Annotated in this window: 23 protein-coding genes and 4 tRNA genes; 13 read left to right on the top strand and 14 right to left on the bottom strand. The window is 53.2% G+C overall.

Going from position 1 to position 26,481, the window contains the following annotated elements:
- Positions 1–27: 27 nt before the first annotated feature.
- A complete protein-coding gene (gene lptM, locus AACH44_RS00960; protein ID WP_425606620.1) occupies positions 28–195 on the bottom strand; it encodes an LPS translocon maturation chaperone LptM in 168 nt (55 codons plus the stop codon).
- A 77-nt stretch (positions 196–272) separates the two neighbouring features.
- On the opposite strand from lptM, the gene cyaY reads away from it, so the two are divergent.
- Complete coding sequence (gene cyaY / locus AACH44_RS00955; protein ID WP_261846817.1) at positions 273–593, top strand: iron donor protein CyaY; 321 nt, start codon at positions 273–275, stop codon at positions 591–593.
- A 34-nt stretch (positions 594–627) separates the two neighbouring features.
- Here cyaY and AACH44_RS00950 read toward each other — a convergent pair whose 3' ends face one another.
- The gene (locus tag AACH44_RS00950) at positions 628–1,800 is read right to left on the bottom strand and encodes an MFS transporter (RefSeq protein ID WP_261846818.1); all 1,173 of its coding nucleotides are present in this window, start codon (positions 1,798–1,800) and stop codon (positions 628–630) included.
- A 48-nt stretch (positions 1,801–1,848) separates the two neighbouring features.
- On the bottom strand, positions 1,849–4,407 hold the full coding sequence (locus AACH44_RS00945; protein WP_261846819.1) for a class I adenylate cyclase: 2,559 nt from the start codon (positions 4,405–4,407) through the stop codon (positions 1,849–1,851).
- 333 nt (positions 4,408–4,740) lie between these two features.
- On the opposite strand from AACH44_RS00945, the gene hemC reads away from it, so the two are divergent.
- Genes hemC through hemY form a run of 4 tightly spaced genes read left to right on the top strand, consistent with a single transcriptional unit; the run spans position 4,741 to position 8,763 of the window.
- Positions 4,741–5,682 carry a hydroxymethylbilane synthase gene (gene hemC, locus AACH44_RS00940; protein ID WP_338659461.1) on the top strand — a complete coding sequence of 314 codons (942 nt, stop codon included), beginning with the start codon at positions 4,741–4,743 and terminating at the stop codon, positions 5,680–5,682.
- Entirely contained in the window at positions 5,679–6,419 is a 741-nt protein-coding gene (gene hemD, locus AACH44_RS00935; RefSeq protein ID WP_261846821.1) for a uroporphyrinogen-III synthase, read from the top strand. Before hemC ends, hemD begins: the two co-directional genes overlap by 4 nt.
- Positions 6,420–6,442: 23 nt before the next feature.
- Positions 6,443–7,567, top strand: coding sequence for a uroporphyrinogen-III C-methyltransferase (hemX, locus tag AACH44_RS00930; protein ID WP_261846822.1), 1,125 nt, complete (start codon positions 6,443–6,445; stop codon positions 7,565–7,567).
- A gap of 2 nt (positions 7,568–7,569) precedes the next feature.
- Positions 7,570–8,763, top strand: a complete 1,194-nt coding sequence (hemY, locus tag AACH44_RS00925) for a protoheme IX biogenesis protein HemY (protein ID WP_261846823.1) — start codon at positions 7,570–7,572, stop codon at positions 8,761–8,763.
- 591 nt (positions 8,764–9,354) lie between these two features.
- Here hemY and AACH44_RS00920 read toward each other — a convergent pair.
- Positions 9,355–10,005 carry a GntR family transcriptional regulator gene (locus AACH44_RS00920; RefSeq protein ID WP_261846824.1) on the bottom strand — a complete coding sequence of 217 codons (651 nt, stop codon included), beginning with the start codon at positions 10,003–10,005 and terminating at the stop codon, positions 9,355–9,357.
- 462 nt (positions 10,006–10,467) lie between these two features.
- On the opposite strand from AACH44_RS00920, the gene AACH44_RS00915 reads away from it, so the two are divergent.
- From AACH44_RS00915 to AACH44_RS00885, 7 genes are all read left to right on the top strand, one after another.
- Positions 10,468–11,820, top strand: coding sequence for an MmgE/PrpD family protein (locus AACH44_RS00915; protein WP_261846825.1), 1,353 nt, complete (start codon positions 10,468–10,470; stop codon positions 11,818–11,820).
- Between the two features lie 76 nt (positions 11,821–11,896).
- Positions 11,897–13,222 (top strand): MmgE/PrpD family protein, encoded by a 1,326-nt coding sequence (locus AACH44_RS00910; RefSeq protein ID WP_261846826.1) that lies wholly within the window; start codon positions 11,897–11,899, stop codon positions 13,220–13,222.
- Positions 13,223–13,297: 75 nt separating this feature from the next.
- On the top strand, positions 13,298–14,059 hold the full coding sequence (locus AACH44_RS00905) for a sulfite exporter TauE/SafE family protein (RefSeq protein ID WP_261846827.1): 762 nt from the start codon (positions 13,298–13,300) through the stop codon (positions 14,057–14,059).
- Positions 14,060–14,329: 270 nt separating this feature from the next.
- Entirely contained in the window at positions 14,330–15,382 is a 1,053-nt protein-coding gene (locus AACH44_RS00900; RefSeq protein ID WP_261846828.1) for an amino acid ABC transporter substrate-binding protein, read from the top strand.
- Positions 15,383–15,504: 122 nt separating this feature from the next.
- A complete protein-coding gene (locus AACH44_RS00895; RefSeq protein WP_261846829.1) occupies positions 15,505–16,728 on the top strand; it encodes an amino acid ABC transporter permease in 1,224 nt (407 codons plus the stop codon).
- 10 nt (positions 16,729–16,738) lie between these two features.
- On the top strand, positions 16,739–17,848 hold the full coding sequence (locus AACH44_RS00890) for an amino acid ABC transporter permease (RefSeq protein WP_261846830.1): 1,110 nt from the start codon (positions 16,739–16,741) through the stop codon (positions 17,846–17,848).
- A 42-nt stretch (positions 17,849–17,890) separates the two neighbouring features.
- Positions 17,891–18,691 carry an amino acid ABC transporter ATP-binding protein gene (locus tag AACH44_RS00885; RefSeq protein ID WP_338659460.1) on the top strand — a complete coding sequence of 267 codons (801 nt, stop codon included), beginning with the start codon at positions 17,891–17,893 and terminating at the stop codon, positions 18,689–18,691.
- 58 nt (positions 18,692–18,749) lie between these two features.
- Here AACH44_RS00885 and AACH44_RS00880 read toward each other — a convergent pair whose 3' ends face one another.
- The 6 genes from AACH44_RS00880 to purB form a co-directional block, all read right to left on the bottom strand.
- Positions 18,750–19,907 carry a M20 peptidase aminoacylase family protein gene (locus tag AACH44_RS00880; protein ID WP_261846831.1) on the bottom strand — a complete coding sequence of 386 codons (1,158 nt, stop codon included), beginning with the start codon at positions 19,905–19,907 and terminating at the stop codon, positions 18,750–18,752.
- Between the two features lie 77 nt (positions 19,908–19,984).
- Positions 19,985–20,746 (bottom strand): amino acid ABC transporter ATP-binding protein, encoded by a 762-nt coding sequence (locus AACH44_RS00875; protein WP_261846832.1) that lies wholly within the window; start codon positions 20,744–20,746, stop codon positions 19,985–19,987.
- Between the two features lie 9 nt (positions 20,747–20,755).
- Positions 20,756–21,427 carry an amino acid ABC transporter permease gene (locus AACH44_RS00870; RefSeq protein ID WP_261846886.1) on the bottom strand — a complete coding sequence of 224 codons (672 nt, stop codon included), beginning with the start codon at positions 21,425–21,427 and terminating at the stop codon, positions 20,756–20,758.
- Positions 21,428–21,566: 139 nt separating this feature from the next.
- The gene (locus tag AACH44_RS00865; protein WP_261846833.1) at positions 21,567–22,358 is read right to left on the bottom strand and encodes an amino acid ABC transporter substrate-binding protein; all 792 of its coding nucleotides are present in this window, start codon (positions 22,356–22,358) and stop codon (positions 21,567–21,569) included.
- Positions 22,355–22,897 carry a GNAT family N-acetyltransferase gene (locus AACH44_RS00860; protein WP_261846834.1) on the bottom strand — a complete coding sequence of 181 codons (543 nt, stop codon included), beginning with the start codon at positions 22,895–22,897 and terminating at the stop codon, positions 22,355–22,357. The genes AACH44_RS00865 and AACH44_RS00860 overlap by 4 nt, the downstream gene beginning before the upstream one ends.
- 9 nt (positions 22,898–22,906) lie before the next feature.
- Positions 22,907–24,271: an adenylosuccinate lyase gene (gene purB / locus AACH44_RS00855; protein ID WP_261846835.1), complete on the bottom strand. Its 1,365-nt coding sequence runs from the start codon at positions 24,269–24,271 to the stop codon at positions 22,907–22,909.
- A 248-nt stretch (positions 24,272–24,519) separates the two neighbouring features.
- On the opposite strand from purB, the gene AACH44_RS00850 reads away from it, so the two are divergent.
- Positions 24,520–25,821, top strand: a complete 1,302-nt coding sequence (locus tag AACH44_RS00850) for a histidine-type phosphatase (RefSeq protein ID WP_261846836.1) — start codon at positions 24,520–24,522, stop codon at positions 25,819–25,821.
- Between the two features lie 121 nt (positions 25,822–25,942).
- Here AACH44_RS00850 and AACH44_RS00845 read toward each other — a convergent pair.
- From AACH44_RS00845 to AACH44_RS00830, 4 genes are all read right to left on the bottom strand, one after another.
- Positions 25,943–26,019, bottom strand: a tRNA-Pro gene (locus tag AACH44_RS00845).
- A 43-nt stretch (positions 26,020–26,062) separates the two neighbouring features.
- Positions 26,063–26,149, bottom strand: a tRNA-Leu gene (locus AACH44_RS00840).
- A gap of 52 nt (positions 26,150–26,201) precedes the next feature.
- Positions 26,202–26,277: transfer RNA gene (locus AACH44_RS00835), tRNA-His, on the bottom strand.
- A 116-nt stretch (positions 26,278–26,393) separates the two neighbouring features.
- A tRNA-Arg gene (locus AACH44_RS00830) sits at positions 26,394–26,470 on the bottom strand.
- Positions 26,471–26,481: the final 11 nt, after the last annotated feature.

Below are 26,481 nucleotides of genomic sequence, written 5' to 3'. Positions count from 1 at the left end.
CCTGTTATTATTTGTTGTCGTCACACATTAAGGACGCATTGACGGTTTCTTTTGTGGCGGCTGGTTCTCATTTTGCTGAGTCGTTGACGCGCCGGACTGACTATCGGTTGGCATATAAAGCGGCCCCTTCAGGCCGCAACCGAGTAAACTCACCACTGATAACACCAGAAGAAGTGGGCGAAATACGTTTTTCATTACGTTAAGACCTGTCATTAATACTCTTATGCTCTCTATAATCGCAGGTGGATCATGAAAATCAATAGGAATCGAAAATGAACGATAGCGAGTTCCACCAATTAGCCGACGAACTCATGCTTCAGTTGGAAGAAACGCTGGATCGGTTTGAGGGTGATGCCGACATCGATTACGAAATCAACGGCGGCGTGATGACGCTAAGTTTTGAGAACGGCAGCAAAATCGTGATTAATCGGCAGGAGCCGCTACACCAAATCTGGCTTGCGACCAAAGCGGGTGGCTACCACTTCACCCTTCAGACGGAACGGTGGGTATGTAATCGCAGCGGTGAAGATTTTTTCACATTGTTATCATCCGCCTGCTCGGCACAGGCCGGGGAAACCGTTCACTTCGGGTAACGGCCTTTTCAACGACCTCGCGGCGCTCCACACATCAGTGCCGCCCCAGAACAATCAGCCCCAGAACCAGCAACAACAGCATGCCGATACCCACCATATTGACCAAAGGCCAGCCGCTGGTCAGCGCCATTAGGCTACCCGCAGACAACGAGGCCAGCGCGTTAGGCAGGTAAATCACCAGCGAGTTAATCCCCTGCAAACGGGATTTATGCACGGAATGGGTAAACGCGTTCAGCATGAATGTCCCGCCGTTGAACATAAACGCCCACCCGATGCCAAACAACATCAGCGCAAAAAGAAAGTGCCAGAACGTCAAACCACTCAGCGCAACCGCTACACCAACCACGTTACACACCATGCCGATCGCCACCACCTGAACTGGCGTCAACCGTTGTGCTAGCAGCACTAATAGTAGTGCTGGCGCGTACATTGAGACAAAATGCCATTGCAACACCGTCGCGCTATGACCAACGGAAAAATGGTGCTGGTGCATCGCCAGCGGCGCTGAATTCATCAATAACGTCATCACCACAAATCCGACGGAACAGCTTGCCGTTCCCAACACAAATGCCCGGCTTTTCAGGATTGACGCCAGCGGTTCGCTACGCTGGGCGCTGGGCGTCACAATCGGCATCGGGGGCAGTTTAAGGCCAAGTAACAGCAGTGATGTCACAATGCAGATGAACGCCGCTGCAATAAAACTGCCGAGAAACGAGTACGAGGCAAAGAGCTGAGAAGAGTGGCTAGCCGCGAACGGACCGAGAAAGCCCCCCAAAATACCACCGCTGATCACCCATGAGATCGCGCGGTTTTTCCGCTGATTATCGGTAAAAATTTCAGCAGCGGCGAAACGATAATACTGATTGAAAGCGCAGGACATCCCCAAAACAAATGTCGAAAAAACAAAGAGGGGGAAACTGTGTAGCACAATCGCCAGCGCCGCCAACAGCGCGCCCACCAGCCCCAGCAGCGTACCGATGATGAACGCATTGCGCCTGCCATATTTTGTCATCAATGAGGAAACGGCGTAGATCATCAGCGCCGCGCCACACACCGTCGCGGTAATCGGTAGTGTGGTCAACAAAGGAACAGGCGTCATCGATACGCCAACCAACGTAGAACACAGCGTCATCAGGGAAATAATACTGCCGGTCAGCCCTTGCCCGAGCGCCAGCAGTATCAAATTTCGGCGTTGCAACGAATCCATCAATACATCCCTTCCTGAATACGCTGAAAGCCGAGTATCAGAGCGTTACTAGAGGATTTGTAGCCGCTGCTTCGTTGTCATTACCTCATCCCCCACTACGGGCGTAATGCACAGATGAGAAAGCGCGCTGCTGCGGAACGGAATGACCTGCGTGCGGCCATCCAATTGTACAATTTGGTAGAACTGCGGCAGATTAAAATTGATAAAGCTGGAACCGTAAGTAAAGCGATCGTGTGAAGACGAATAGAAACGGCTGACATCACGCACCAGCTCTTCTTTACTGCCCTCACAGTGGTGATACACCTCAACACGGTTTGACTCATCGAGAATATAGATATTAAAACCCTGATTCTCCGCCACATCTTCAAAAAAGAATTGGATGATCCCTTCGCTGGCGACGCCATCGACCACCGGCGGTAAATGCACGTGGTTGGTTTCAACCTGAACCGGCTGGCCTTGCAGCTTGTTGTTGGAAATCGCGCCATAAAACTCGACTGCATTTTCCAGCTTCTGCACCGATACACTCAGCCGCTCAAAGAACAGACCCCAGGTTTGACCCGCCACTTTCACGGCTTTGAAACGCCCTGGCTCCTGCTGACGCGTACTGGTCAGGCGCAGTTCAATGCATTCGGACACCAGCTGCTGCACACGGGTACGAATCAGCCCGCGCAGGTGCTGGCTGTAGCAGAACACTTCCAGTGATTCCGGCAGCGCCGCATCCTGATGCATTTTGCCCAGAATGGTTTTCAGCGCTTCCAACACCGCCTGCTCGCCGCTGAAATGCAGGGTACGTACTTCATTCCATGAGTTGCGATACAACAGATCGATGCTGCCAACCAGGCACTGCTGCTGTTGGCCAAAGCTGAACACATCCAGATGGCGGAAATCGAAATGCACGACCTGATTACGGAAAGCCGCGGTCGGATCGTGTTCCAGATTAACGATAATCGCCAGATGACGAATTTCACACGGGCTGTACAGCGCTTTCGGCGTCGGTGCAGGCAGGCGCAGCGGGAAGTGGCTGGCGACGTCGTCCACCAGCGCTTGCAGGCGCGTGATGTCGCACAGCTCGTTGCCTTTAATGTACAGACGCGTGCTTGGCGTCAACAGGCCGTTAAAATACGCCCACGCCACCAGTTTGTTCAGATAGCGGTTATATTCCAGCGGCTGATGGCTGACGATCGCATCCATCGACGGTGCCTGATTATACAGATACCAACCCGAACGGTTCGCCCGACCCGGCGGAACATAAATGAAGGTTAAATTCGGCTCCGACAAATCGGGCGAAATTTGTGGGTTCAGCAGGGTAACTTTACCCGGCAGCGCTTCAAACGCAGCGTACAGTTTACGGGTCAACACACCGATATCCTGCGGGCTGGCGCTGACGCTCAGATTATTACGACGGGCAAAGCGGATCAGGTTGCGATAGGTCTGCATCATCGCATCCAACAGTTCGTTATGCGCTTCGCGTACTTGTTCGATTTTCCAGTTAGCGCGGTTGTCCAACATCGCCAGATGTTCATCACTCCAGCCCCACTCTTGTACCAGTTGGCTCAGGATCTGGCGACGCCAGCCAACGCAGGCTTTTTCTCTGGAGAGCTTTTCACACACTTTTAAGTAGAAACATCGACGCGCCAGATCGAGACGCGTGGGATCGTTGATCGCCGTCAGATAGTGCGTGACGCGATCCAACATCATACAGTAAGGATCGAGACCGAAAGAGACGATCTCGCCGTCATGCAGGCGTTTTTTAATTTCAGTCGAAAGCAGGCTGGTATCCGGGTATTCCCAGGAATAGGCTTCCAACAGCAGCGTTTTCAGCACGGCTTTATACGGGGAATCGATACTTTTATAGAGCTGCCAGAGGCTCGCACCGAAATACTCTTCCGCCGACAGCGTACTTAAGCCCCCTAAATCCATCCACTCGTTCGGTGCCAGCGCTCCCTGTGAGTACAGCGACAGCACATAGTCGTCGTAGTGGGATTCTTCTTCGACTGGCACCATATTCCACAGAATACGTTTACCCGCCATGCGCACAGCGGTGCGGTAAAATTCGTCGAGTAGCAGGATGTGTTGCATGGTGCCGCAGTCTTCACCACTCAGGCTACCGCTTTCATTATGGCGGAAGCGGCTTTCATCCATCAGGAAGAAGCTGACCTCAGCGCCCTGTGCCGCAGCCCACTGCTCCAGCAGCGTACATTTTTTCTGTAGGAGTTGACGCTCTTCACTATCCAGCCAGGATTGGTGGCATACCCAGATATCGAGATCGGAGCTACAGCTCTGCCCGATAGACGAGGTGCTCCCCATTGAATAGATGCCCGTGATCGGCAGTTCGCCCTGTGGATGAACGCGGTCAAACTGACCCCAACGCAATTCGATGCCATCAAGGTACTGTTGTTGCTTTTCATCAGGCGTGTGAGTGCAGATACCGTGAGGCACCTTGCCTTCAAGGTAGCCGGGCATCAACGGGTGATGATGATGTAATAAAATGGGCAGAAGACTGTAAACCTGCTGAAAAGCGGGTTTCATTGCTCCCAGAGCACGGTCAACACGCAGTTGGTTGATCGCATCCAGTCTTTGCTTCAAAGTCTCGATGTAGAAGTACAAGACGCTTCGCCTGATTTATCCCAGTGCCTAGAAAAACCCCGTGTTCCAAACTCGCCAATGATAAAATTAGAAGAATGTTTGGCAAGTTATTGCTGGAAACGTGATCAATTTAACACCTTGCTGATTGGGCGTAAAGAAAGTAAAGAAAGTTAGACTTACCTATCTTGCTTTATTATTAATTTCTCTACCCGACTGCATCAGCACGGTCTCCTCTCTATCGTTGCGGCACCCGAATTTCAGACCGTTTTAAAGGCGCGCCGCTAATGCCCACAACCTGACACCAACGCGCCATCAGTGATACGATGGCGGAAAATGATAAAAACGGTATCAAGCATGTTAGCCAATATTATTAGAATTGCCACCCGACAAAGCCCGCTGGCCTTATGGCAAGCACGATATGTTCAGCAACGTTTGAACCATCTCTATCCCGATTTATTCGTGGAGCTCGTACCGATGGTAACCCGCGGCGACATCATTCTGGATACGCCACTGGCAAAGGTTGGTGGTAAGGGATTGTTTGTTAAAGAGCTGGAATTAGCGCTGCTCGAAGGACGTGCCGATATCGCCGTTCACTCCATGAAAGATGTCCCTGTTGAGTTTCCTGATGGCCTTGGCCTAACCACCATTTGCGAACGCGACGATCCACGCGACGCATTTGTATCCAACCGTTACGACAGCCTCGAACAATTACCGGAAGGCAGCTGCGTCGGCACTTCCAGCCTGCGCCGCCAGTGCCAACTGCGCGCCCGACGTCCCGATCTGGTGATTCGCGATTTGCGCGGCAATGTCGGCACGCGTCTGTCCAAATTGGACAACGGCGAGTATGACGCCATTATTCTTGCTGTCGCGGGTCTGAAACGCCTCGGCCTTGAAGAGCGCATCCGCAGTGCGTTGAGCCCAGAAGCATCACTACCCGCTGTCGGACAAGGTGCCATCGGCATCGAATGCCGTTTGAATGACGAGCGTATTCGCCAACTCCTTGCCCCACTCAATCACACCGCTACCGCGGCACGTGTTCTGGCGGAACGTGCCATGAATGTGCGCCTTGAAGGCGGCTGTCAGGTGCCAATTGGCAGCTACGCCGAGCTGGAAGGCGATACGCTGTGGCTGCGTGCGCTGGTTGGCGCACCGGATGGCAGCCAGATGATCGTCGGTGAACGGAGAGGAAGCGTTTCCGACGCCGAACAAGTCGGGATTGCTCTGGCTGAAGAGCTGTTAGCAAAAGGGGCCAGCGCCATCCTTCAGGCTGTTTATCATGGGTCAAGCTCATCATGACGATTCTGGTTACCCGTCCGTCACCAACTGGCGAACAACTGGTGACCCGTTTAAGAAAGCTCGGCTATCACGCCTGGCACAGTCCGCTGATCGAGTTTTCGCCGGGACGAGAACTCGCTGGTCTGCCTGCACAATTACAAGCCCTACGCGCCGACGATCTGGTGTTTGCGCTTTCACAACACGCGATCCATTACGCCGATCCCATATTGGCACGCACGGGCATCAGTTGGCCTGCCCACCTCGCTTATTATGCCATTGGCCGTACCACGGCACTGGCGCTACATAAAATAAGCGCACACCCAGTCACCTATCCGCCTGAACGTGAAACCAGCGAAACGCTCTTGCAACTCCCTGAGCTGCAAGATGTTGCAGGAAAACGTGCACTTTTATTGCGGGGCAATGGTGGAAGGGAATTACTGGGAGAAACGTTAACTGAGCGGGGCGCACTGATCACCTACTGTGAATGCTATCAGCGCAGAGATGTTCACTATGATGGCTTGGAACAAAGCCGCCACTGGCAGCAAATAGGCATCGACAAACTGGTGATTACCAGCGGAGAAATGCTACAACGGATCTATACTTTAGTACCTGATTACTATCGGGCTTCCTGGCTACTTGGCTGCCAGTTGATCGTCGTCAGCGAACGACTGGCAGAACAGGCGCGTCAGCTCGGCTGGCATGCTATCCGGGTGGCCGATAACGCCGATAACGATGCGCTCGTGCGCGCACTACAATAAACCTGATCATGGGATGTACCATTATGACGGAACACAATACCCCCACAGCTCCATCCGACGAGGTTGCTGAACGGGTTGAACCCGCTCATCAGCAGCAAGATCCCGTACCACAGCCCAAGCGCAGTGGTGCCATACTTGGGGCGATCGCCATCGTGATTGCACTGGCAATAGGCGCTGGCTTGTATTATCACGGCCACCAGCAGGCACAGAGAGAAACGGCCTCGCTTCAACGTCTGGAATCACAGCTAAACGCTTTGCAACAGCAGCATAAGCAGGAACAACAGCAATGGCTGGATGCTCAACAGCAGCAAAGTAAAGTGCAAGACACCGCCACACAACGTCTTGAGGCGCTGACGCGCCAATCAGACGCGCTACGCGATAAGCTGGCAGCACTTTCCAGCCACGACACCAATACCTGGCTGATCGCTCAGGCCGATTTTCTGGTGAAACTGGCAGGACGTAAGCTGTGGAGCGACAAAGATGTCACCACCGCAGGCGCATTGCTGAAAAGCGCGGATGCCAGCCTCGCGGAAATGAACGATCCCAGCCTGATAGAAATCCGCCGAGCATTAACCAACGATATCGGCACACTGGCAGGCGTGAGCCAGGTGGATTTTGATGGCATCATCCTGAAAGTGAACCAGCTCACCGACCAGTTGGACAACTTGCCGCTCGCCGACAACAACACCGATGAAGCGCCGATGGACGCTAACAGCACGGAGCTGTCCGCTTCATTGAGCGAGTGGCGCCAGAATCTGAGCAAAAGCTGGCACAACTTCATGGCTGATTTCATCACCATTCGCCGCCGTGACAGCGCCGCAGAACCCCTACTGGCACCGAATCAGGACGTGTATCTGCGTGAGAACATCCGTTCACGCCTATTGGTTGCCGCACAGGCCATTCCTCGTCACCAGAACGAAGTGTACAAACAGTCACTGGAAACGGCCGCAACTTGGGTTCGCGCCTACTTCGATACCACCGCCCCCGAGACACAGGCCTTTTTGGATCAGCTCGATACCTTAAGCCAGCAGTCGGTTTCACTGGATGTCCCTGCCGAATTACAAAGTCAGGCGCTGTTGGAAAAATTGATGCAAACGCGCGTTCGTAACCTACTGGCTCAAGCGCCAGCCACACAGCAGGGAGAGTGAGCATGCTGAAAGTCTTATTGCTTTTCCTGATCCTGATCGCTGGCGTTGTGATCGGTCCGATCGTCGCAGGTCACCAAGGCTACGTCCTGATTCAGACGGAGGACTATGACATTCAAACCAGCGTGACCGCTCTGGTTATCATGCTGGTGCTATTTTTCCTCGCTTTTCTGGCCGTGGAGTGGGTGCTGCGTCGACTCTTTCGCACCGGCTCCCGCACACGCGGCTGGTTCCTCGGTCGCAAACGCAGCCGTGCCAGAAAACAAACCAAAGCCGCGCTACTCAAGCTGGCCGAGGGGGATTATTTACAGGTAGAGAAACTGCTGACCCGCAATGCCGACCATGCCGAGCAGCCCGTGGTTAACTACCTGCTGGCAGCCGAAGCCGCGCAGCAGCGCGGTGACGAATTCCGCACCAAGCAATATCTGGAGCGCGCCGCCGAAGTGGCAGATACCGACCAGCTTCCGGTAGAGATTACCCGAGTACGTATTCAGCTCGCGCGCAATGAAGATCATGCTGCACGTCACGGCGTGGACAAATTGCTGGAAGTCGCACCTCGCCACCCTGAAGTGCTGCGTTTAGCAGAACAGGCCTTCCTGCGCACTCACGCCTATGGCGCGCTGCTGGATATTCTGCCTGCGATGCGCAAGACCAATCTATACCCTGAAGCACGTTTGCTGGACCTGCAACAACAAGCTTATATCGGCCTGATGAACCAGGCGATGGCGGATGGCGGCAGCGAAGAGCTGAAATCATGGTGGAATAATCAGAGCCGCAAAGTACGTCATGAGATCCCACTTCAGATCGCGATGGCTGAGCATCTGATCGAGTGTGACGACCATGATACTGCTCAGAAGATCATTCTCGATGGACTCAAACGTCAGTATGACGAACGTTTGATCTTGCTGATGCCGCGTCTCAAAGCCGGAAATCCAGAGCAGTTGGAAAAAATACTGCATCAGTACATCAAGCAACATGGCGCAACGCCGCTGTTAAACAGCACGTTAGGCCAACTGCTGATGAAACACGGTGAATGGCAACAGGCCAGCGATGCCTTCCGCACCGCGTTGGAACTGCGCCCGGACGCTTATGATTACGCCTGGCGTGCCGATGCACTCGATCGGTTGCGTCTACCGGATGAAGCGGCACAAATGCGGCGTGAAGGACTGCTGCTCACGCTACAGCAACCTGCCGACTAACCATATTTCGCTCCCAACCCCTGTCATAAAGCTCCTTTCTGGAGCTTTATGACTTTTTATGTTTCGATAGTTTGCTGTGAGCATGCATTTTCACCAGACGAAAAAAAACGCTTACCGATAAACGGTAAGCGTTGAAAATATCAGGTCTGTCAGACAACAGAATGGTGCCTCACTCAACGTTATGTCCGGAAAGCCCGATGGAGATTTGCATCTTCATCTGGAGTTGGACGATAGGCACCTCAAATTGGCTCTGCGTCATTCCCAGGATTATGAAGCCGAAGCAAACATAGAAGGTGGAATGAGCATCTACCCGCTTATTTAAGCACAAATTATGCCAACATGCATAATTTTATTATAAACACAGCATGAATTCATGATAACCCGCTAATAATAAATACCATTTTTATTTATTCACTGAGAGAAAATCAAAGACGTACTGGGGAGTAAAAACGAGATCGAACTCACAAAAACTGTCTCCATTAAGAGACGAATTTATCAAATAAAATATTAATCACTATTAATCAATAAATTAAGTGTCTCTTTTTTGCGACAGCAAATTCCCCCACGTGTCGTGTTTTTCCGACAGTCCTGTCAAAGCTGCTGATTTAGCATGCTTAACCGTGCGCGATAGCCGTTACGAATATGCTGGCAGGCTGCCTCTTGTGCCGCACCCTTATCACGCCGTACTAATGCTTCCACAATCGCCTGATGTTCACGCCGCGCCTCTGCGGTACGCTCCATCGACTCATAGGTGGTTCCGCGTAATAGCGACAGATGAATACGCAGATTTTCCAACATCTCGTTCAGATAGGGATTATGGGTTGCTCGGTAAATCTGCCGATGAAAAAGGCGGTTGTGATCGTGCAACTGCCGACTGTCTGTGAGCGTCTTTTCCACCTCAACCATATCCTGCAACAGCTCCAGCTCTTCCGTTGAAGCAGATGCCACGGCCAGTTCCATCGCCAACCGTTCCAACCCTTCACGCACGGCAAAAAGCTGACGCAGTCGCTCATAGCTGATCTGCGCAATCATCAGCCCGCGCTGAGGACCCGGTTCCACCAATCCCAGCGCTTCAAGCCGGTGCAGCGCCTCACGAATCGGTGTGCGGCTGAGCCCAAATTGCTGCGCCAACCGTGTTTCCTGCAAACGTTCACCAGGCAGCAGTTCGCCTTTCTCGATTGCGCTAATCAGTATCTCGAACGGCGACAGCGCCAGCGCTTTGTCATTAAGTGTTAAGTTCATAATCCCTTGATATATGGTGTGACGGTCAGTACGAAGCCACGCGCAGGTGGGTAAAACGCCCCCACCTTTACTAATACTGGTCACTTAAGCCCGTTGTTAGGGGAAACACAGGGGGGAGGTTCCCGCAGGGAGGCCTCACCCCTGTGTTTCCCCGTGTATCTCGATGCGTAAACGATCGGCATTACCCCACCTTTACGGCGACTTTTGCGTTCTCGCGGCGCCACGGATCGTCATGTATTGAGAAAAATTCAAGTTTGCCCGACGCCCTGCCTTTATCAAGCGGTCGTATCGCATATTTTGTGCTTAGCTTAGCGAAAAAGCGTCTTTGTCACTGAATGAGCGATTGAATATGCTTTCGTCACACACTGTATACAAATGCATTCAACAAGGCAAAACGCGCATCCCAAGACCCGTTCGGCGGTACTGGCCATGTCATCGCGTTTTGTCTAAGGAGTCCCTACGATGTCAGCGACACCGACGCTTCCTCGCGGCAACACGCTCAGCCAGTTTATTCACACCGCACCCACGATGACAATCCCCGATGCCGTCTGGCATGAGGCTAAGCGAGCGCTCATTGATTATCTGGGCGTCGCTATTGGTGCGGTAGGAGACAACGCGGCCAGCGCGGTTCAGCGCGTGGCACAACGCTGGCAGGCACAGGGCCATGCGCAAGTCATCCTCGGCACGAAAACCACACCCGCACTGGCCGCGCTGATCAACGGCACACTTTCTCATGCCGCCGATTATGACGATACCCATCCGGCGGGTGCGGGGCATCCTAGTGGCCCTTGCTGGTCTACCGCGTTGGCAATGGCGCAACACTATGGCGCAGATGAACGCACCACGCTTATCGCTTTCATCACCGGGTTTGAAGTGATGTCTAAACTGGGAGGCGGCTGGGTGCCCGGCGTAGGCCGCAACCTGCAACGCCGCGGTTTTCACCCAACGTCAATTGTTGGGCGTGCGGGGGCAGCAGCCGTCGCCGCTTCCATTCTGCGTCTTGAGCCCAACGCCATTGCCAATGCACTGGGGGCAGCCGCAACCATGATGGGAGGCTTGCAAAAATCATCCGGTACGCACGGTAAACCGTTCCATGCAGGCAAAGCAGCAATGGACGGCATTACCGCAGCAGAACTGGCGGATGAAGGCTTTATCGCCGCCCATCACTTTTATGAAACCGATGGCTGGGTGAAAACCTTTGTGCAGGACGGTAGTGCCGTCATCCCGCCACTCGATTTTGGCGACAGTTGGGAGCTATTAGGTAACGGCTACAAGCTGTATGCCAGCTGTCGGGGAACCCACGCGTCCATCGAAACGGCGCTGAAGCTCTACCCGCAGTTGAAAGGCCGTGCTATCGCCCGTATTCATGCCAACGTCCACCCGATGGGGATGGTGAACGCGGGGATCGCCAACCCACAAACGCCATTGGAGAGCAAATTCAGCATACCGCACTGTATTGCGCTGGCACTGAGCGGTTACCGTCTCAGTGATACAGACTTCACACAGCACACCGTTGACGACCCAGCACCGCGCCAATTGCTGTCGCGTTTGCAGATCGACGCGGTCGAGGGGCAATCGGCCAGCTCCGCGTTTATCGACATCGAACTGGAGGACGGAGAAACACTGCATGCAGAAACCGACGTGTATCGCGGCCATCCACAAAACCCGCTGACCGACGCCGAACTGCGCGCCAAGTTCGACACGCTGACCCTTCCTGTATTAGGGGAAGCCCGTAGCGATCGGCTCTATCAGGCAGCCTTCCACTTTGAGCAACCGGGTTCGCTCGCGGTGCTCACAGAGCTTCTGGCAGGCTGACGCGCTGTAGTTCGCCATAAAGTCCGCCATAAACCATTCGACATAAAAAGCCTCACGATAATAACAGGATACTTTCATGACCATTGCCCGCCAGCTTGCCCATAATCTGCTGGAATTTTCTCGTCAGACGTTCCCTGCCGACGTATTGGCACACGCACGAACCGCGGTGATTGACACGCTGGGCGTCACGCTCGCCGGGGGGATTCAGGACGGGGCGCAAAAACTCAGGGCGGTGATAATCCCTTACGCCGCCGTGGGGAAAAGTCGGGTTTTCGGTACGGATCTCACACTCAACGCGCTGGATGCCGCATTGCTAAATGGCACATCCGCACATTTACTCGATTTCGACGATTCCAATTCCTGGCTGCACGGGCATATTTCCGTTGCCGTGCTTCCCGCGCTGCTGGCACTGGCTGATGAGCAGGAAGCCGATGGAAAAGCCATCCTGCACGCCTATCTGTGCGGCTATGAAACGGCGGTACGCATGGGCAAAGCCGTCAGCCCTTTCCAATATCGCAACGGCTGGCACCCGACAACCTCAGTCGGCATCTTCGCGGGCGTCGCCGCCTGTGCGGTGCTGTTGAAGCTTAGCGAAGCAGAAACAGCGACCGCCTTTGCGATTACCGCATCACTGGCTTCTGGCATCAAATCCAACTTTGGTAGCCAGACGAAATCGCTGGCGGTCGGTCATGCCAACCGCAGCGCCGTCATGGCGGTATTATTGGCACGTCAAGGATACAGCGCGGGTGATACCGCGTTTGAACATCACCACGGCTATTTCAACGTCTACAACCGTGCCAATGAGAACTATGACACCACGCCGTTAACCGAGCCATGGTCTGCACCCTCCCATATTCTCGATCCCGTAAAAGGGAATAATTTTAAATATTTCCCTTGCTGCTACGCCATTCTGGCCCCGCTAGATGGCCTGCTGGCACTGCGCGAGGAAACCAGTTTGCTCCCCGAATCGCTGGAACATATTCAGGTTGCTATCCACCCTATTCGCTTCCCACACATCAACATTCCCGCGCCGGATACGCCGTTGGCAGGGAAATTCAGCCTGCACTACTGCATCGCTCGCGCCTGGGTACAAGGGAAACTGACACTGGACGATTTTATTGACGAGGCGGCGCTGCACGATCCCACGACACAATCGCTAATGACTCGCGTTGAACTGATCTGTCATGACGAAAACACCACACATACCGCACACATCACGCTGGTGACGCACAACGGACATACCTATCATCGTCGTGTGGCGGGTGCGCTAGGCTCCAGTGCAGAGAATCCGTTGCCGGACAATTTGATTGCGGAGAAGTTTATCGACTGCGCCAGTCAGGCTTTGCCGCACGCCGAGGCACTGGCATTATATCAACGGCTGCTACACGACAATTATCGTTAACGCCGGAAAGGATGCTTGATACGTATTGATCGCATCAGGCATGATCATGTGCTCTACCACGCGATGGGTTCCACCATGCTAGATCTTGTTCCACCCGACATCTCACCGCTCTTTGCTGGCGTGCTGATTTTTTGCAGTTTTCTGACATCGGCGTTAACGGCAGCGCTGGGACTGGGTGGTGGCGTCACGCTGCTTGCCATTATGGGGCTGGGTATGCCAGTCAGCAGCCTGCTACCGGTTCACGGTATCGTCCAGCTAGGCTCCAACCTCAGCCGTAGCCTGATCCAGCGTCTGTATATCGTCTGGCCGCTGGCGCTGTGGTTTTTTATCGGTAGCGTCATTGGCATCGCAGTGGGTGCCCCTGTTGCGGTGTGGATCCCGGACAACGTGGCAAAAATCGCGCTGGCTCTTTTCATTCTGTGGTCGGTTTTTCGTAAACGCACCACGCCAAAACCGGTTAATCGGCTGTTCTTCATTCTGGGCGGGGCTCTCACCAGCCTTGGCACGATGATCGTCGGCGCAACAGGCCCAATGGTCGCTGGGTTGATCAGTTCGCAAGGGGTAACTAAAAAGCCGCTTATTGCCACGCATGCGCTCTGCATGGTGTTACAACATGGCCTAAAGATAGTGGCATTCGGAATGATGGGATTTGCCTATCACAACTGGCTGCCAATGCTGGCTGCAATGATTATCAGCGGTGTATTGGGCACCTGGTTGGGTACACGCCTGCTGGATAATTTGCCCGAAAAACTCTTCCGCACCACCTTTCGCCTTACCATGCTGATCCTCAGCGCCCAGCTCATTTGGCAAGGCGTACAAGGTCTGCTCGCCCACTAATCCCTTTCATCGGTGTCTTGCTGACACAGCAAGGCACTGCTCTCTTTTCCCCTTCACGTCATCCCCGCCAGGGCTATATCCACTATTCAGCTTTAGATAGAGAAATATGCTATTTGCCATTTGCAGGCAACATTGAGAACATTTGTATACAAAAGAACGCATCACAATAAAAACAAATAATTACAACCAATTAGCCCATAGATCATTCGAGTTGCAGGCAGCTTGAAATCTGACGGGTATACAACAACACCGACTATTCTGAGGATACTTATGCTGAGAAAATTACTCTCGTTGACGACCGCCACAGCGCTGACGTTAGGGGGGCTTCTGCTACCTATCGCACACGCCAATGCCGCTGACGCAGGAAACGGCGAGACGCTCAAAAAGATTAAAGCACGCGGCGAGCTGGTGTGCGGCGTGCATCCGGCACGTCACGGCTTTTCCGCGATTGATAGTAAAGGGCAATGGACCGGGCTGGACGTCGATTATTGCCGTGCGTTAGCCGCCGCTATTTTTGGCGATGCCAGCAAAGTACGTTTTGCCGCCCTGTCTACCGCACAGCGTTTCCCGGCGATTCAGTCGGGTGAAGTGGACGTGCTGTCACGCAATATCACTGCTGATTTATCGCGCGATACCTCGCTAGGTCTGAACTTCGCGCCGCCGACCTTCTATACCGGTACGGGCTTTATGGTGCGTACCAGCGCCAATGTGAAGAAGGTTGAAGATTTAGATGGCGCGACCGTCTGCATCACGCCGGGTAGCAGTACCGAACGCAACGTCGCGCAGATTTTTGCGTCACGCAATCTGCATTACACCCCGGTGGTCATCGAGAATAATAAAGAGTACGTGGCGGCCTACCTGTCTGGGCGCTGCGACGTCATCGCCCGTGACAAAGTGGCCTTGCCCGGCGTGCGCACCTTTGATGCAGAGAAACCCGCTGATCACGTGATTTTACCGGGGATTTACTCAAAAGAACCACTGGCGATGGCGGTTCGTCAGGGTGATGACCAGTGGTACGACATTGTGAAATGGGTGGTATACGCCACGTTCAACGCGGAAGAGATGGACATCGGCCAGCAGAACGTGGACAGCAAACTCAAGTCAATAGACCCAGATGAACAGGCGCTGCTTGGGGTCACCGGGGATTATGGTCAGAAATTGGGGCTAAATAACCAGTGGGCTTACAACCTGATTAAGCAGGTAGGGAATTACGGCGATATTTATAACCGTCATTTCGGGCCAGACACACCTGCACCGTTGGAGCGCGACCTGAATAATCTCTGGACGAAGGGTGGACTGCTCTACGGCTTGCCTATTCGCTAATTCACCACGCAACGGGCGTCAGCGCGGCAATCGTCGGCTGATGCCATGCCTCCGCATTCACGCATCGCCGTCATCGGCAGCGTGTTCCACTCGGTAATGACCAGAAGAAAAGACCGCCAGTAATGAAACCACCAAACAAGATGCTGTCGTCAGGCTCTGCACCACCGTGGCTGGGAACGCTATCTGATTCCCGTCGTCTGTTGAACGCGTTTGACAGCAAAACGCTGCGTGCCTGGCTTTATCAGTGCCTGCTCGGCCTCCTGATTGTCGCTTTCAGCTACTGGCTGTATGCCAACGTGGTCGAAAACCTGCGTTCACAGAATATCGCGACAGGCTTTGGCTTTCTCGACCACGCTGCACAGTTTGAGATTGGTGAAAAGCGCATCGCGTTTACCCCGCGAGACAGCTATCTGCGCGCACTTGGCGTCGGTTTACTCAATACTCTGTACGTCACGTTATGCGGCATCGTGCTTGCCACGCTGCTGGGTTTTTCCGTCGGTATCGCCCGCGTCTCCCGTAACTGGCTGCTGGCGCGACTCGCTGGGGGCTACATCGAGCTGATGCGCAATATTCCGGTGATCTTGCAGGTGATTTTCTGGTCAGTAGTGATCCGCAACCTGCCCTCGCCACGGGATGCCATTGAGCTGGGTAGCCTGGGATTTCTGACCAATCGCGGGCTATCTTTTTCCATCCCCGCCGCGCATCACGGCTGGTTATTGAGTGGAATCGCCCTACTCGCCGCCGCACTGATTAGTCTGATCCTGAACCGCACAGCACGCTATGCTCGGGAAAGCCGAGGACGTTCTCTGCCTACAGGTCGTCTGACGCTGGCCGCGCTCATCGGATTACCGCTTCTGGTCTGGTGGCTTTCTGGCGCTCCAGCAGAGCTTGACCGACCTATCCTGCGCGGCTTTAACTTCCGCGGTGGCTTTACCGTCAGCCCTGAATTCACTGCGCTGCTGCTTGGCATTGCGCTCTATTCCTCTGCGTTTATCGCAGAAATCGTGCGGGCAGGCATTCAGTCTATCCCCAAAGGCCAACTGGAAGCGGCACGCGCGCTGTCATTTTCGCCGTGGCACATGATGCGCCACATCATCATTCCACAGGCTATGCGCGTCATCGTTCCGCCATTGACCAGCCAATATGTGAGCCTGTCGAAAAACAGCTCGATCGCGGTCGTGGTCGGTTACCCAGAGTTGGCGAATATCAGCAACACGTTGATGAACCAAACCGGTCAGGCGCTCGAAGTGATTGCCATCATGATGGTGGTTTACCTGACGGTCAGCGTCGCGACATCGCTGCTGATGAACCTGTTTAACCGCGTTGTCGCCATCAAAGAGCGCTGAGGATCACCGTATGTTATTTCCGGCACTGTCACTCTCTGCCGTTCCTACCCGCTTGCGCACGCCGCTGCTGTGGCTGCGTCGTCACCTGTTCAGCAGCGTGCCGCAAACCGCACTCACGCTGCTACTGGCTGTGCTGATGTGGAACGTCGGCAATAAACTGCTGCACTGGGGCATTCTCGATGCCGTGTGGTACACCACTGACCCAGAGGTGTGTCGTGCGGCTGCGGGCGCCTGCTGGGCGGTGATCGTGGAAAAGCATCGCCCCATCCTGTTTGGCCTTTATCCTTACGACCAACACGGGCGTCTGGTGCTGGCGATGGGAATCTGGTTTCTGGCGCTTGGCCTGTCGCTGATGCCGCGCTTCTGGCATTCACGCATCCTCTTACCGCTGTGGGTCGTCGCAGTGGCCGCCATCGCCATCCTGATGTCCGGCGGCGTGTTTGGCTTATCTCATGTACCTTCCAGCGAATGGGGCGGTTTACCGCTGACGATTCTGCTGTTTAGCGGCACGGTTGTCATCGGTATGCCGGTTTCGGTTTTGCTGGCGCTGGGGCGGCGTTCACCACTGCCTTTTCTGCGCGGTTTGTCGGTTATTTTTATCGAGGGTCTGCGCGGCGTGCCGCTCATCACGATTCTGTTCGTCGCCGTTAATGTCTTCCCGCTGTTCCTGCCCGCAGGCATGGAAATCAACAAGCTGCTGCGCATCATCATCGGTATCGCGCTGTTTTTCGCCTGCTATCAGGCTGAGGTGATTCGTGGCGGTTTACAGTCTGTTCCGCGCGGGCAATATGAAGCGGCGATGGCGCTCAACCTCAGCTATTGGCACACCACGACCAAAATCATCCTGCCGCAGGCGCTGCGCATCTGCCTGCCCGCCATGACCAACCATATTATCGCCGCGATGAAGAACACGTCGTTTGTCATCATTATCGGGCTGTTCGACATCCTCACCGCCACCAGTTCGGTGATGCAGGACCCGCTATGGCGGCGTTATTACATTGAAACGTACCTTTTCATCTCGGCTATCTATCTGCTGTTTGGCTTCTTGCTCTCACGCTACGCGCTGTGGGTGGAAAAACGCATCGATGCCAGCCGTAACCCAGAAACGTATCACGGTTAAGCGATAGCCGTTGATGAAAACACCGACAGGAGCTTTGTTATCATGAGCTTATCCGCAGACACTTTCGTTACAGACAATGCAGTTACAAACAGTATCGTTACAAACAACAACGTCATTATTGAGATCGACGCTGTCAGCAAGTGGTACGGTGCGTTTCAGGCGCTGAATAACGTGACGCTGAACGTGCAGAAAGGCGAACGCGTGGTGATTTGCGGCCCTTCCGGCTCCGGCAAATCTACACTTATCCGCTGCATTAACCGACTGGAAGAGCACCACGACGGCCATATCCGCGTGAATGGCATCGAAGTTAACGACAACATCAAGAACATCAACCGTATACGTTCCGGTATCGGTATGCTGTTCCAGCAGTTCAATTTGTTTCCCCACCTGAGCGTGCTGGATAACCTGACGATCGGCCCAACGTTGGTCAAACAGCGTAAGAAGCAGGAAGCCATCGATTTGGCGATGCACTATCTGGAGAAAGTGCATATCGCCAATCAGGCGCATAAATTTCCGCTCCAGCTTTCTGGCGGTCAGCAGCAGCGCGTGGCCATTGCTCGGGCGCTGTGTATGCAGCCGGAAATCATGCTGTTTGACGAACCCACGTCTGCGCTAGACCCGGAGATGATTAAAGAAGTGTTGGATGTGATGCTCGATCTGGCGGAATCCGGTATGACGATGATCGTCGTCACTCATGAGATGGGCTTTGCCAAGACGGTAGCCGATAAGGTCATTCTGATGGCCGACGGTAGCATTGTGGAATCCGCCCCACCGCAGGACTTCTTCAATACGCCATCACACCCGCGCACGCGCCAGTTTCTGGATCAGATCCTGAGCCATTAATAGGCAAAAAATATCCGCGCCGAGGGAATCGACGCGGATAACGTGAGGAATAAGGAGATTAACGGGCAGAGAGCTGTTCCAGACTCTGTTTTGCGACCTGATACAGATAGTGCGCGGTCGGGAACAGCGCGCTGTCATCGACACGGAATTTCGGATGATGCAGCGCATACGGTCCGCCGGAGCCGACCATCATGAACGTACCCGGCAGTTTCTGCTGATAAAATGCGAAATCTTCACCAATCGGACTGGCTTCCACGCGACGCGCTTCAAACCCTTCGTCACTTGCCACATTCAGCGCAAACTCAACCCACTCTGGCGTATTAATCACCGATGGCGGCCCTGCGTGCCACAGGAACTCGATTTCCGCGCCAAAGGTGCTGGCGATACCCGCAACGATCTGACGGAAACGCTGTTCAATTAAATCACGCGCGGCCTGATTGAACGTTCTGACCGTGCCTTCAACATAGGCCGTGTCTGGGATAACGTTCCAGGTGCTGCCGCTATGTACCTGCGTAATCGACACCACCGCGTTATTGTCGGACGACACCGTGCGGCTGATGATGGTTTGTACAGCAGAAATCAGCTGACCCAGAATGATAATCGGATCGTTGCCTTCATGCGGCTTCGCGGCGTGACAGCCTTTCGCTGCGATCTTGATCTCAAAGCGGTCAACGCCCGCCGTCAGTGCACCGTCTTTCCCACCGATGACGCCAACGGGCAGCGTCGGATCATTGTGAATACCGAAAATCGCGACCGCATTGTCCAACGCGCCTACGGCAATCACTTCCGGTGCGCCCAGCCCTGTTTCTTCAGCCGCCTGGAACAAAATCCGCACCGTGCCTTTCAGCTCTGGCTCAATTTTCTTCAGCAGAATCGCCGCGCCCAACGCAGCAGAAGAGTGAAAATCATGGCCGCAGGCATGCATCACCCCTTTGTTGAGTGACGTGAACTCTACGCCGGATTCTTCTTCAATCGGCAGGGCGTCGATGTCCGAACGCACCACAACCAGTGGACCATCCTGTAGGCCACCGACTTCCGCGACCAGACCGGTTTTCAACGGCAAATCGAGGACGCGAATCCCTTCTTTTTCCAATACCGCACGAATCTTCTTCGTGGTTTCGAACTCCTGATTCGACAATTCAGGGTTGCGGTGTAAATCGTGGCGAAACGCCTGAATAAACTGAGCCAGAGGCTCGTGCTGAGGTGCTGTTCTCATCAATTCTTGCTCCACATTATCGTGCCCCGTCTGGCAGGGCGGCCTTGTTCAGGCGTGCAGGTGTATCTACGTATGCGTTAAATATCGTACTCAAGCGGCTCAGGCAGCTTGGTCAACTGACGCAGGAAACGCTGGGTTTGCGGGTTGTCCGAGAAGCTAATCACCTGCTCCGCGGGGCCTTCCTCAACGATGTGACCATCCGCCATGAAGATCACCCGGTCGGCCACTTCTTTCGCAAACTGCATTTCATGGGTAACGATCACCATCGTGGTGTCATTCTTCGCCAGCTTCTGAATCACCTGAAGCACTTCGTGTACCCTTTCCGGATCCAGCGCCGAGGTCGGTTCATCAAACAAAATGGCTTTCGGATCGACCGCCAGCGCACGGGCAATACTCACGCGCTGCTGCTGCCCGCCAGACAACGTCACCGGATACTGTGCCGCCTGCGGCAACAGGCCGACCTGCTCCAGCAGCGCCAGACCGATTTCATCCGCCTGCTTCTTCGGCATTTTTTTCACAACAATCAGCGCTTCCGTCACATTCTCCAGCGCCGTCTTGTTCTTAAACAGATTGTAATTCTGGAACACCATCGCCGTCTGACGACGCAGCGCATAAGCCGCTTTAGAAGAGTAACGACGCGTATCCAGCGTTTGCTCACCAATCTCGATCGTGCCTGACTCTGGCGTTTCCAGCAGGTTCAGACAGCGCAGCAGCGTGGATTTACCCGAACCTGATGGACCAATAATCGCCACCACTTCGCCTTTCGCGATATCCAGACTAATGTTGTCCAACACCACCTGATCGCCAAAGCGTTTAGAAAGATTCTTTACACTGATCATGTCAGCCCCTTAGCGCTGTAGCGAGTGATTCAGTTTCTTCTCCAACTGCTTTTGCAGCCAGGCGTAAACCACAATCACCATCCAGTAAATCAGACCCACAACCAGGAAGGTCTCAAAGAAACGCAGAGATTCAGCAGCAATCATTTTGCCTTCTGCGAACAGTTCGGAGACGCCCAGCGCAAAGGCCACCGAGGTATCTTTAATCAGGGAAATAAAGGTGTTACCTGTCGCTGGCAGCGCATTCAGCATGGCTTGAGGCAACACAATGCGGCGATAGACCTGCGCTTTACTCATGCCAATGGATAGACCCGCTTCCGTCTGGCCGAAATCCACCGAGGCCAGACCCGCACGGAAAATCTCTGCCATATAAGCGGAGGTTTTCAGGCTAAAACCGATAATCGCAGCCGTCATCGCATCCAAATTGGATAAGCCGGGGAATAGCTGCGGCAGGCCGAAATAGATAATAAACAACTGAACCAGCGACGGAATGCCGCGGAACAGCGAGATATACAGTTCGACGATTTTTACTACCGCGACGATCTTGCTTTCACGGACTAACGCCAGAATAAGGCCGAGAATCATAGCAAAAAACATCGACACCACGGCAAGGAACAGCGTGGTTGGCAGATACATTAATACCTGGGGAAAGACCTTTAACAGGTAGGCAAGATCGATATTCATAAGTAATACCATTAATGCTTCCACCGGCCATACTGCGCCGGTGGAACGGGGTTATGACTATTGACGCTATAACGAATCATCTGGCGACATAACAAGTCATCAAGCGAAATGACAACTCAACCGAGATGACAGCGCGAGGTTATTTAGCCGGTGATACCGTGATGTCTTCGCCAAAATATTTCTCGGAGATAGATTTCAGACGTCCATCTTCACGCATTTTCGTCAATTGCGCATCGAACTGTTTACGCAGCGCATCGCCTTTCTCGTCTTTATGGAACGGGAAGCTGACTTTTTCAATCACCAGCGGTTCGCCAACCAGCTTGAATGGCAGGTTACGTTTATTGATTTCAGCCAACAGAATCGGACGTGAATTCACGTAGCCTTCAACACGTTTAGACAGTGCATCATTCATCGCGCCATCACGCGTTTCATAGGTACGGATAGTTACGCTGCCATCGGCAAAGGCTTTTTTCAGGTTGTTAACGTGGTTAGAGCCCAGAACCCCGGCAACCGTCTTCCCTTTCAGGTCGGCCAATGTATTAATGTCTGTGTTGTCTTTGTGCGTCACAATCTGGCTGCCGTAGAAACTGTACGGCTGGGCAAAATTGTATTTTTCCTGACGCGCAGGGGTAATGGCGACCACGTTTGCCACGGTATCCAGCTTTTTCGCTTCCAATTGCCCCATCAAGCCACTGAAATCAGCGGTAACCCACTCAACTTTGTAGTTCAGATCGTTAGCAATCGCTTCTGTCACTTCAACGTCAAACCCAACCAACTTGTTATCTTGCTTAAAACCACTTGGATAACTCTGGCCTGTTGAACCCACTTTCAATACTTTTTCCTGCTCGGTGCCGCTCTTCCCAGAATCACAGCCGGCAACAAGAAAGGCGGTCGTCAGCGCCAGAACAGACAACGTTACTTTTTTCATCATTTTACTGCCTCTCTTTTTGAGTTTTTATCTTTCCACTGGTCATATAATGGGTTATCAAGGATTTTTTCCATCCAGATGGTCAGGTGTCCTTTTCCCAGATTCGTCTGCCCGACTTCCTTGAAACCATAATTTCTGTACATCTCAATCAGCCATGGGTGGTTTTGCGCAGTGCCCAACGACACCGCCGGTGCTTTGAGCTGGTTAATCAGAATTTCTTCTTCCAACCAGCTCATCATTTGCTTACCCAATCCCTGTTTTTTATAGCCAGGGTGCGTCGCAAACCAGCCCAAATGCGGTAGACCGAACGGGCCTGGCTCCGGCCCCCACGGATAGCGGATGGTAAATGACGACACCATCTCTCCGCCTTTTTCCATCACATACACACCGTGTGAGGCGATATGCGTGCGCACCATGCCAATATCCGCATGGGCAGCAGAAAAATTGATACCTAACTGACGAATCGGCTCAAACGCCGCCAGCGCCAGCGCCAAAAAAGTTTCATCATCCGCAAGCGTAGCCTGACGAAATACGATACTCATGGTTTCACCTTATGCTGGCAACAGGCCGGAGTTATCCGCATAGCGAATCACATCATCAACCTTCTGCGGCGCACTGCCGACGTAGTTAGCCGGATTCAGCCATTCGTCCAGATCGGCGGCCGTCACCTGTTCGGAAAGCACCGGATGAGCCAGCAGTACCGATTTAAAAGACTGATTCTGCTCAAATGCCTGCATAGAGCATTCGTAAACCAAATGGTGGGCGGTCTGCTTACCGAGACGTTTGCCAATCTCGAACATCACTTTCTCGGATAACAGCAGGCCATTTTGCAAATCGAGGTTCGCCAGCATCTGCTTCTCGTTAACAGACATGCCACGCAGAATGCCAAGCGCGTTCTGAAGCTGAGCGGACAGATAGATATTGATTTCCGGCAGCGCGATCCACTCTGCACGCCAGCTCATTGCATCACGCTCATGTTCAACTTTCATGGATTCATGAATCAGCGCGGCGCTCTTAAACAGCGGAGCCGTCAGGCTCGCAAGCCCTTCCAACGCGGCAGGGTTACGTTTATGCGGCATCGTGGTAGAACCGATCTTCCCTTCAGAGAACGGCTCTTCGATTTCGTTAATCTCGGTGCGCATCAGGTTATACAGTTCGTTGCCGATTTTGCCCAGCGTACCGCTGATCAGAACCGTAACGGAGGCATATTCGGAGAAGCGATCGCGGGCAGACTGCCAGCCGATATTCGGCGTATTCAGCCCCAGTTTATCCAGCGTCAAACGCTCGATTTCCGGCCCTTGTTCGCCAAAAGAGGCATAGGTGCAAATGGCCCCATTGATGTTGCCGACCAAAACACGCTCTTTGATTTCACCCAGACGTTCAAGGTGACGGATAAACTCATCCAGCCAAACAGCCAGTTTGAAGCCAAACGTGGTGGGCAGCGCCTGCATACCGTGGGTACGGCCAGCCATCAGCGTATGTTGGTATTTCTTCGCCAGACGTTTCAGCTCAACGGCCAACAATTGTGTATCTCTGACGACAATATCAAAAGATTGTTTCAGTTGTAACACGGTTGCGGTATCGACAATATCCTGCGTGGTCACGCCGTAGTGAATAAACTCACCCGCAGCGCCGCACTGTTTCTGAATCGCGGCAATCGTCGGCATTAGAGAGTGCTTCATGCGCGCGGCATCTTTTGCAATCTCTTCAACGTTAAGCGTGCTTGCGTCAGCGTTCTCTGCAATGGTTTTTGCCGCATCCAGTGGAATGACACCCAGCTCACCCTCGGCAAGCGCCAGGGCAACTTCTACTTCGACCTGTTTAGTCAGGCGGTTATGCTCAGACCAAACACCGCGCATTTCAGGCGTGCCAAAATTATTCCCTATAAGAAGAAAATCAATAAGATGTGATGCCATAATTAACTCGTTAGTGTTGGATTTATCAGGCGGGGTTTTATGTCGTCTTTTTAATTTTTAAAAATATAACATGCGGAAATTATGCGCCTTATACCTTTCGGGTCTATCTTAGAACGAAAAGTTTGATTGCAAAGTATGCATCTGGAAATGTTCGCTAACACTCTTCCTTAGGCAAAGAAACCCACTTGTCACTTTCCCCTCTCTACAATGAAATCCCCTGTTCGTATCACTGCTGACGAAGGATTATCATGCTTTCTCACCACTCATCGCGAATGCTCCGTATTTTATTGATTGTCATACCTATTATTTCAACGTTCTCTACCCAGGCTCAGGATCGCTACCAGTTGGAGAAGGTGGTTGAAGTCAGCCGCCATGGCGTTCGCCCCCCGACAGAGTCCAACACGACCGCGTTAGAATCCGGCACGGCACGACAATGGCCGCTGTGGGTAACAAGAGATGGCGAGTTAACCGGACATGGCTACGCCGCCACCGTGCTAAAAGGCCGCTATGAGGGCGAATATTATCGTCAACAGCATCTGTTCGCTTCGGGTTGCCCGCCAGAACAGCAAATTTATGTGCTTGCCAGCCCGCTACAGCGCACTCGCGCAACCGCGCAGGCCTATATGGACGGCATGTTTCCCGGTTGTGGCGTTGTCACCCATGCCGTTGTGGATGAAAAGCACGATCCGCTGTTCCACGGCGATAAAATGGGGATTGGCACACTTGACCCCGAACGGGCAAAGGCCGAGGTGTTGAAAGCGATGGGAGGCGACTTGGATACCGCCTATCAGCGTCTTCAGCCCAGTATCAAACTGTTGAAGCAGGTCGTATGCGCAGCAGACAAACCCTGCCCGGTGTTTGATAAACCGTGGGCGCTCAAACAGGATAAAGACGGTTCGACGTCTATCAGCGGTCTCAATACGCTGGCGAATATGAGCGAGGTTTTCCTGCTGGAATATAGCGAAAACCTGCCGCTAGCACAGGTTGCCTTCGGTCATGCGCGCAACACGCAGGATCTCACACCCTTGATGGCTCCAATGACCGCTAAATACGACGTCACTAATGATGTTCCCTATATCGCACAGCGCGGCGGTTCGCTATTGATGCAGCAAATCGCACAGGCACTCGCGCAAGGGACACAAGAAGAACAGGACACAGCACAAGGCGAGCCGCCGACAGCACCTTATTTGTTGTATGTTGCGCATGATACCAACGTCGCCTATCTGCGCACACTGTTGCAGTTTCACTGGCTGCTACCCGGTGATACCGCCGATAACATTCCGCCAGCGGGCAGTCTGGTCTTCGAACGCTGGCGCGATACCACGACTCAGCAGCGTTTTGTGCGTATTTATTTCCAAACACAGTCGTTGGATCAGATTCGTTCACTGACGCCGCTAGGCGAGCAACAGCCATTACTGAAAGAAGAGTTTACCGCTCAGCACTGTCAGCGGACAGAACAAGGCACACTGTGTCCTTTTGATACCACGCTGGAATCAATGCGGAAAAGTATCGATAGCAGCGCGTTAGCGACGGTGTATTACGCGCCATAGCTCACGATCTCATCAGGAACAGCAATACCCTGTCGGGTGGGTGAACCCGCCAGGGTTTTACAAGAAAAGGCTAATTACAAACGAAAAAAAAGCACATCCTTCGATGTGCTTTTTTTTTAATTGGTCGGCGAGAGAGGATTCGAACCTCCGACCCACTGGTCCCAAACCAGTTGCGCTACCAAGCTGCGCTACTCGCCGAATGTACTGCTTTTGTGAACATCACTGATGTTCTCAGTTTGTGTGGTGCGAAGAGAGGGACTTGAACCCTCACGTCCGTAAGAACACTAACACCTGAAGCTAGCGCGTCTACCAATTCCGCCACCTTCGCATAACTCACAAACTATTTTATTAACGAAAAATCGCTAACTTACTGCTAAATCTGGGGTGGCTAATGGGACTCGAACCCACGACAACTGGAATCACAATCCAGGGCTCTACCAACTGAGCTATAGCCACCATCACCACATTTTACATCTTATTACGCGGTACTTCCTTTTTACGGGATACTTTCTTTACGAAAAAAAGTGTACCACCGCAGCTCTTGCACACAACATACTTCATACAGAATATAATGGTGCGCCCGACAGGATTCGAACCTGAGACCTCTGCCTCCGGAGGGCAGCGCTCTATCCAGCTGAGCTACGGGCGCTTAGCGCCGTT

Source organism: Pectobacterium araliae (assembly GCF_037076465.1).
Lineage (GTDB): Bacteria > Pseudomonadota > Gammaproteobacteria > Enterobacterales > Enterobacteriaceae > Pectobacterium > Pectobacterium araliae.
This window is presented reverse-complemented; position numbering and strand designations above follow the sequence as displayed.